The 6,647-nt window shown below is 46.0% G+C and carries 5 protein-coding genes; 4 read left to right on the top strand and 1 reads right to left on the bottom strand.

All coding sequences use genetic code 11. The features are described 5' to 3' along the window. Positions 1-46: 46 nt before the first annotated feature. Entirely contained in the window at positions 47-2,425 is a 2,379-nt protein-coding gene (ppsA, locus tag ACTHY5_RS10455; protein ID WP_441879390.1) for a phosphoenolpyruvate synthase, read from the bottom strand. Positions 2,426-2,607: 182 nt separating this feature from the next. Between ppsA and ppsR the strand changes: the two genes are divergently transcribed. The 4 genes from ppsR to ACTHY5_RS10435 all read left to right on the top strand — a co-directional run bounded on the left by ppsR (position 2,608) and on the right by ACTHY5_RS10435 (position 6,567). Next, positions 2,608-3,420 carry a posphoenolpyruvate synthetase regulatory kinase/phosphorylase PpsR gene (ppsR, locus tag ACTHY5_RS10450; protein ID WP_441879388.1) on the top strand — a complete coding sequence of 271 codons (813 nt, stop codon included), beginning with the start codon at positions 2,608-2,610 and terminating at the stop codon, positions 3,418-3,420. Between the two features lie 345 nt (positions 3,421-3,765). Continuing rightward, complete coding sequence (locus ACTHY5_RS10445; RefSeq protein ID WP_441879386.1) at positions 3,766-5,208, top strand: uracil-xanthine permease family protein; 1,443 nt, start codon at positions 3,766-3,768, stop codon at positions 5,206-5,208. Positions 5,209-5,534: 326 nt separating this feature from the next. After that, the gene (locus ACTHY5_RS10440; RefSeq protein ID WP_441879384.1) at positions 5,535-5,984 is read left to right on the top strand and encodes a YtoQ family protein; all 450 of its coding nucleotides are present in this window, start codon (positions 5,535-5,537) and stop codon (positions 5,982-5,984) included. A gap of 163 nt (positions 5,985-6,147) precedes the next feature. After that, positions 6,148-6,567 (top strand): rhodanese-like domain-containing protein, encoded by a 420-nt coding sequence (locus ACTHY5_RS10435; RefSeq protein WP_441879382.1) that lies wholly within the window; start codon positions 6,148-6,150, stop codon positions 6,565-6,567. Positions 6,568-6,647 lie beyond the last annotated feature (80 nt).

The raw sequence follows: 6,647 nt of genomic DNA, 5'->3' as shown, positions 1-6,647 counted from the left end.
AAAAAAGGGCGCCTCGGCACCCTTTATATTGATTATATCTTTTCTGTTATGACTTGTTGGCGTGTTCTGCCAGATACAACCAAGTGTCAATCACGGTATCGGGATTTAATGATACCGAGTCAATCTCCTGCTCTACCAGCCAGGCGGCAAAATCTTTGTGATCTGAGGGGCCTTGACCACAAATACCCACGTATTTACCGGCTTTGCGCGCTGCTTGAATGGCCATAGATAACAATGCTTTTACTGACTCATCACGTTCATCAAATGAGGCGGCCACTAAGCCTGAATCTCGGTCTAACCCTAATGCCAGCTGAGTCATGTCGTTTGAGCCAATCGAAAAGCCATCAAAGTAAGCCAAAAATTTATCGGCTAACAAGGCGTTAGAGGGTAGCTCACACATCATGATCACTTTTAAGCCTGCTTCGCCGCGCTTAAGACCATTTTCGGCCAAAATATCAATCACAGACGCTGCTTCATTCACGGTACGCACAAAGGGGATCATGATTTCAACGTTGGTTAAGCCCATGTCGTTACGAACCCGCTTCATGGCTTCGCATTCCATGGCAAAACAGTCACGAAAGTCTTCTGAGATATACCGTGATGCCCCGCGAAAGCCCAGCATGGGGTTTTCTTCATCAGGCTCGTAAGCATCACCCCCCAATAAATTAGCGTATTCATTCGACTTAAAGTCAGACATACGCACAATGACACGCTCTGGCCAAAATGCCGAGGCTAAGGTGGCGATACCTTCGGTGAGTTTGGCCACAAAAAACTCTCTTGGGCTGTCGTAACCGGCAATAATGTCGTCAATTTGCTGTTGCAGCTTGGGAGTTTCGGTCGCGTAATTAAGCAGCGCTTTTGGGTGCACGCCAATCATGCGGTTAATAATAAACTCTAAGCGGGCTAAGCCCACACCGGCATTAGGAAGTTGAGCAAAGTCAAAGGCGCGATCGGGGTTGCCCACGTTCATCATCACCTTAACCGGTGAGGCTGGCATGGCTCCCACTTCAGAAACGTTAATATTAAAGTCAAGCTGCCCCTGATAGACAAAACCGGTGTCGCCTTCGGCACAAGACACGGTAATGTCTTGGCCTTCACTAATGCGCGACGTGGCATCACCACAGCCCACGACCGCCGGAATACCTAACTCGCGGGCAATAATGGCCGCATGACAGGTACGGCCACCACGGTTAGTCACAATGGCTGAGGCGCGCTTCATGATCGGCTCCCAATCAGGGTCCGTCATATCAGTTACCAAGACATCACCCGCTTTCACATCATCCATTTGCTCTAGTGAAGCAATCACCTTGGCAGGGCCTGCGCCAATTTTATGACCAATGGCACGACCTTCCACTATCACGTCACTGTGTTCACTGAGTGCAAAACGCTCTAACACATTGCTATCTTGGCGGCTGCGTACGGTTTCTGGACGTGCCTGCACTATATATAACTGACCATCAAGGCCGTCTTTCGCCCACTCAATGTCCATGGGGCGACCGTAGTGCTGCTCAATAATCACCGCTTGCTTGGCAAGCTCCATCACTTCGGTGTCGGTCAGCGAGAATTGATTACGCTCCTCTTTGCTGGTTTCTTTGATATCCACCTGCTGACCCAGTGCTTGGCCTTGGGCATAGGTCATTTTTTGCAATTTAGAGCCTAAGGTCTTACGCACAACTGCTGGACGACCTGCTTTTAGAGTGGGCTTATGTACATAAAACTCATCAGGGTTTACCGCCCCCTGCACTACCATTTCTCCCAAGCCTGTAGAAGAGGTAATAAAGACCACATCTTCAAAGCCCGACTCTGTGTCTATGGTAAACATCACCCCTGACGAAGCAATATCAGAGCGAACCATGCGCTGAATACCCGCAGACAAGGCGACCCCTTGGTGAGCATAACCTTGGTGTACACGATAAGAGATGGCGCGGTCATTAAATAAAGAAGCAAATACGTGTTTAATAGATTCCATCACAGAATCTAAGCCACGTACGTTTAAGAAGGTTTCTTGTTGGCCAGCAAAAGAGGCGTCAGGCATATCTTCAGCAGTGGCAGACGAGCGCACGGCAAAGGAAGCTTCATCGCCCATTTTTCCGGTTAAGGCTTGATAAGCTTCATTGATTGCACTTTCAAGCTCGGGTTGAAATGGGGTCTCTATAATCCACTGGCGAATGGTATTTCCCGCTTCACCTAATGCACTAATATTGTCGACATCTAGGGTATCGAGCAAATCATGAATTTTAGCATTCAGACCACTTTGCTCTAAAAACTCGTTAAAGGCATAAGCAGTGGTTGCGAACCCGCCAGGCACAGACACGCCGGCCCCGGCCAATTGGCTGATCATTTCGCCTAAAGAAGCGTTCTTGCCACCTACTCGGTCTACGTCTTGCATTCCGAGTTGTTCGTACCAAATTACATATTCCTTCACGGCCACGTCTCCAACAGTGATTTTGGGTTGCGAATATTTACATGTTTATTGATGTGCATGTGAGCTTATTATTATCGAGCTGGCTTTGAGCAAGCTCGGCACGTAATGAATTCTACAATAACCTAAAAATACAGGTAAGGTTTAACCTGCACTAATGCACAAAAGTGAGATCTGGAGGCCTAATGCACACGGTTTTTTATGTTTCTGATGGGACGGCGATCACAGCCGAAGTTTTTGGTCATGCGGTATTAAGTCAGTTTCCGCTGCCTTTTGAACAAGTCACCATGCCGTTTGTGGGAGATGAAGACAAAGCACAAGCAGTCAAAGATAAAATTAATGAGAGCTACCATAAAAGTGGGAAGTTACCTTTAGTCTTCCACACTGTAGTGGATACAAAGTTGCGCAACATCATCACCAATAGTGAAGCTAAGCACTACGACTTTCTTAACACCGTCGTAACACCAATAGAGCAACAGCTGGGGGTAAAAGCCGACCCTCGTACACATCGCACCCATGGCATGGAGAATAAGAAACATTACGACACCCGTATTGATGCCGTGAATTATGCCCTAGAGAATGATGATGGCATGACCACAAAAGCCTATGATGAAGCGGATCTTATTTTAATTGGTGTGTCTCGCTGTGGCAAAACGCCAACCAGCTTATATCTTGCATTGCAATTTGGGATTAGGGTCGCTAACTATCCCTTTATTGATCAAGATATGCAGCAAATGGAGCTACCAAATGCCCTTAAAGCCAATAGGCACAAGCTTTTTGGCCTCACCATAGATTCTGGTCGGCTGCAAGAGATTCGCCAACGTCGTATGGCAAATAGTGCCTATTCAGCAGCTGAACAGTGTCGCTACGAACTGGGGCAAGTTGAGCGTTTATTTCGAATGGAAGCCATCCCTTTTATTGATACTACTTATCATTCTGTAGAAGAGATTTCAGCAAAAATTTTGGAGCGAACGGGTATTCCTCGCCGCATCTATTAGCAATAAATATCAGCTAATACTTTTGCGATCTATCTCGAAACATTTCAAACAAAAACAAACAAAATGTTGCTTTAATGTTTACATAAATGTATACATTACACCTAGTGTTTAACCAAGTAGTCGAACACAACGCGAGTCGCATCAAAGTTGTGCGTCTGATTTTTGCTGGATTTGGTGTGTTTTCTTTGTATTAACAGTGACTTCACCAGAAGCTGTGTATACAAAAAAGACGAGTTAGCCAGGGATTCCAGCGATTAACGTCATTACTGGTGGTTGTAGTTACGTTGTTGCAATATTGCACAACAGGCTCCTCCCCACTTGAGCAAAACTCAGGGACTTATTGCAATGAAACAAAGTCATGTACACAGCAAGTCGATATTCGACTTTTACGGGAAGCCTGGTTTCGGCAAGGCACTACCGTTATCACTACAGCACATCTTAGCGATGATCATGGGTGCAGTAACGCCACCTCTTATTGTTGCAAACGTAGTCGGTTTAAGTCCACAAGAATCAACACTGCTTATTCAGGTAGCTTTGTTGTTTTCTGGTTTATCGACTTTATTACAGCTTTACTCGATAGGTAGTATTGGCGCACGTATGCCAGTTATCTTTGGGGTAGGCTTCGCCTACATGCCTACCTTGTTATCGGTAGCCAACAGCATAGATCCTGCGACCGGTGAGCGATATGGCATTGACGCCATTATGGGTGCGCAGGTCATTGGTGGTGTCGCCATGATATTGGTTGGCCTGCTTATTAAACACATCCGTCATTTGTTCCCACCAGTAGTGGCCGGTACCGTGGTATTGGTGATTGGTCTGTCTTTGTACGGCGTGGCAATCAACTACATGGCCGGTAATGCCTTTGTAAACGGTGCACCTAACCCTGAGTTTGGTAGTGGTCAGAACTGGTTAGTGGCTGCGGTTACTCTACTTGTTGTACTGCTTTGCTCACAATTTGGTAAAGGTTACTTCCGCTTAGCCGCCATCATTATCGGTATTGTTGCTGGTTATGCCCTGGGTTCACTGTTTGGTATGGTTAGCCTAGATCGTGTAGCGACTGCTGACTGGGCGTACCTGCCGATGCCGCTTGAGTTTGGTCTTCACTTCCCGATTGGTGCTGTTGTTCCTATGGTTATTATTTGTATTGTTAACTCAGTACAAACCATTGGTGACTTATCAGCAACTGCTGTAGGTGGTATGAACCGTGAGTTGCAAGACAAGGAAATGTCTGGTGGCTTAATTGGTAACGGTTTGACGACGTTCATTGGTTCTTTCTTTGGTTCGCTGCCAACCTCTTCGTTCAGTCAGAACGTAGGTATTGTGGCAATGACTAAGGTTATCAGCCGCTATGTACTGGGTATTGCTGCAATCTTCATGATTTTAGCTGGTCTACTACCCAAGTTCTCTGCCATTATGTTGACCATCCCCTACCCTGTAATTGGTGGTGCAACCATCATCGTATTCGGTATGATCACCATGACGGGTATCCAGCTGTTGGTTAAAGACGAGCTGTCTTCACGTAACGTGACTATCGCCGCCTTGTCTGTTGCTCTGGCCATGGGTGTGGCAGCTAAGCCTGCTTCTGTAGCTATGCTACCAGAAATGCTAGGTTCACTGACTAACCCTGTGATTATTGCAGCACTGACTTCTTTTATCTTGAATATTGTTCTGCCTAAGAAATCACTACAAGATGAAGCGCGTGAGCGTGAAGAAATTGAAAAGAACATGAGCGGCGGCAATGACGCTGGTAATGCTCAAAAAAAAGTAAGCACTGAGGGTGCTAACTAAGAGTTAACCTCTTAAGTTAAATTTTATACTCAGTACTTAAAAAGCCGGTCGCAAGACCGGCTTTTTTTATGTTTAAACATAACAGTAACCAGATAGCGCCTGGGTTATACCAATCTAAGTAAGTATATGGTCAGTTTGTATTAAGTAAAAAAACTAAGGACTATTTTTGCCACGGAAGACACGGAAAAAGATCAGTTAGTTTTACAGATTGGTATAACAAGCTGTTGCAGCCTGCTCTAGGGGGGCTGATTTTGTCGTCATAATAAGGTAGCATTTAACAACTGTACTTTATTTTAGTTACTTCTGTGAGCAATAAGGAATACATAATGACTCAGAAAACGTGGAACGTGTATTTATCTGGCGAAATTCACACCGATTGGCGTGAGCGTATTATCGAAGGCACTAAGGCTGCGGGCCTTACGGTTGAATTTAGTTCAGCGGTTACTGACCATGATGCCAGCGACATGGTCGGCGTTAATATTTTAGGTAGCGAAGAAGACAACTTTTGGCGTGATCGTAAAGCATCAGGCATTAACAGCATTCGCACCTCTACCCAAATTAAAGCGGCCGATTTAGTAGTAGTGCGTTTTGGACCTAAGTACAAACAGTGGAATGCCGCCTTTGATGCCGGCTTTGCTGTTGCCTCTGGTAAGCCCATTGTGACTCTGCACGATGCTGAGTTAGACCACCCACTTAAAGAAGTAGACGAAGCGGCCAAGGCAACTTGTCGTGAGCCAGAGCAAGTGGTAGAAATTTTAACTTACTTACTCTCTTAAGCTTAAAGCACAGATACGTCATCAGTTAATAAAAAATCCTCCGCCAGCGGAGGATTTTTTATTGCGCGAGTGTGCCGACTTCTGTCGGCTGCACGCTGTTTATACAAGATACCCAGCTCCTTCTGCTCTACACTCAATGTCTTTAATTTATGTAGCAGAGTATATGATGAAGGGCTGGGTAGTCACACTATTATGTAGCTGGTCGGTATGGGCTAACGCCAATACCGAAGTATGGATAGATGTCGCCAGTAAAGAAGAATACGCCATAGAGCACTTGCATAATGCGATACATATTCCCCACACTCATGTTGCCCGCGGCGTCAGTACCCGTTATCCCGACAAAAATACCGTGATTAAGCTATACGGACGAGGCCAATTTCGCGATCAACAAGCCAGCCAAGCGTTACAAGCTTTAGGCTATCAAGCCGTGAGCTATTTGGGTGCGTTGACAGAATTAAAAGCGTCCGGTTTAACGACCCACACGATCGAACCTGCCAGCAAGGCACAGCCTTCTGCTGAGGCTGCACAGCTCAGTGACACTGCCGCTTTATCTTTTAATACTCCCAATACCCAGCCTCACTAATCCAGCTTATCGGTTTCATCTTCACGCAAGCCCACTTTTAGCACCTGATCGCCATCGACATCCGCCACAGTCCACGCCAT

The sequence above is a fragment of the Oceanisphaera sp. genome, assembly GCF_052084945.1.
Lineage (GTDB): Bacteria > Pseudomonadota > Gammaproteobacteria > Enterobacterales > Aeromonadaceae > Oceanimonas.
Note: the sequence above shows the minus strand (reverse complement) of the source record. Positions and strands in the feature narration are given on the sequence as shown.

What these genes read in the sequence shown, in the direction of transcription:
- ACTHY5_RS10435 (WP_441879382.1), top strand. Translation starts at nt 6,148, where the DNA reads ATGATGAAGGGCTGGGTAGTCACACTATTATGTAGCTGGTCGGTATGG.
- ACTHY5_RS10445 (WP_441879386.1), top strand. Translation starts at nt 3,766, where the DNA reads ATGAAACAAAGTCATGTACACAGCAAGTCGATATTCGACTTTTACGGG.
- ppsR (WP_441879388.1), top strand. Translation starts at nt 2,608, where the DNA reads ATGCACACGGTTTTTTATGTTTCTGATGGGACGGCGATCACAGCCGAA.
- ACTHY5_RS10440 (WP_441879384.1), top strand. Translation starts at nt 5,535, where the DNA reads ATGACTCAGAAAACGTGGAACGTGTATTTATCTGGCGAAATTCACACC.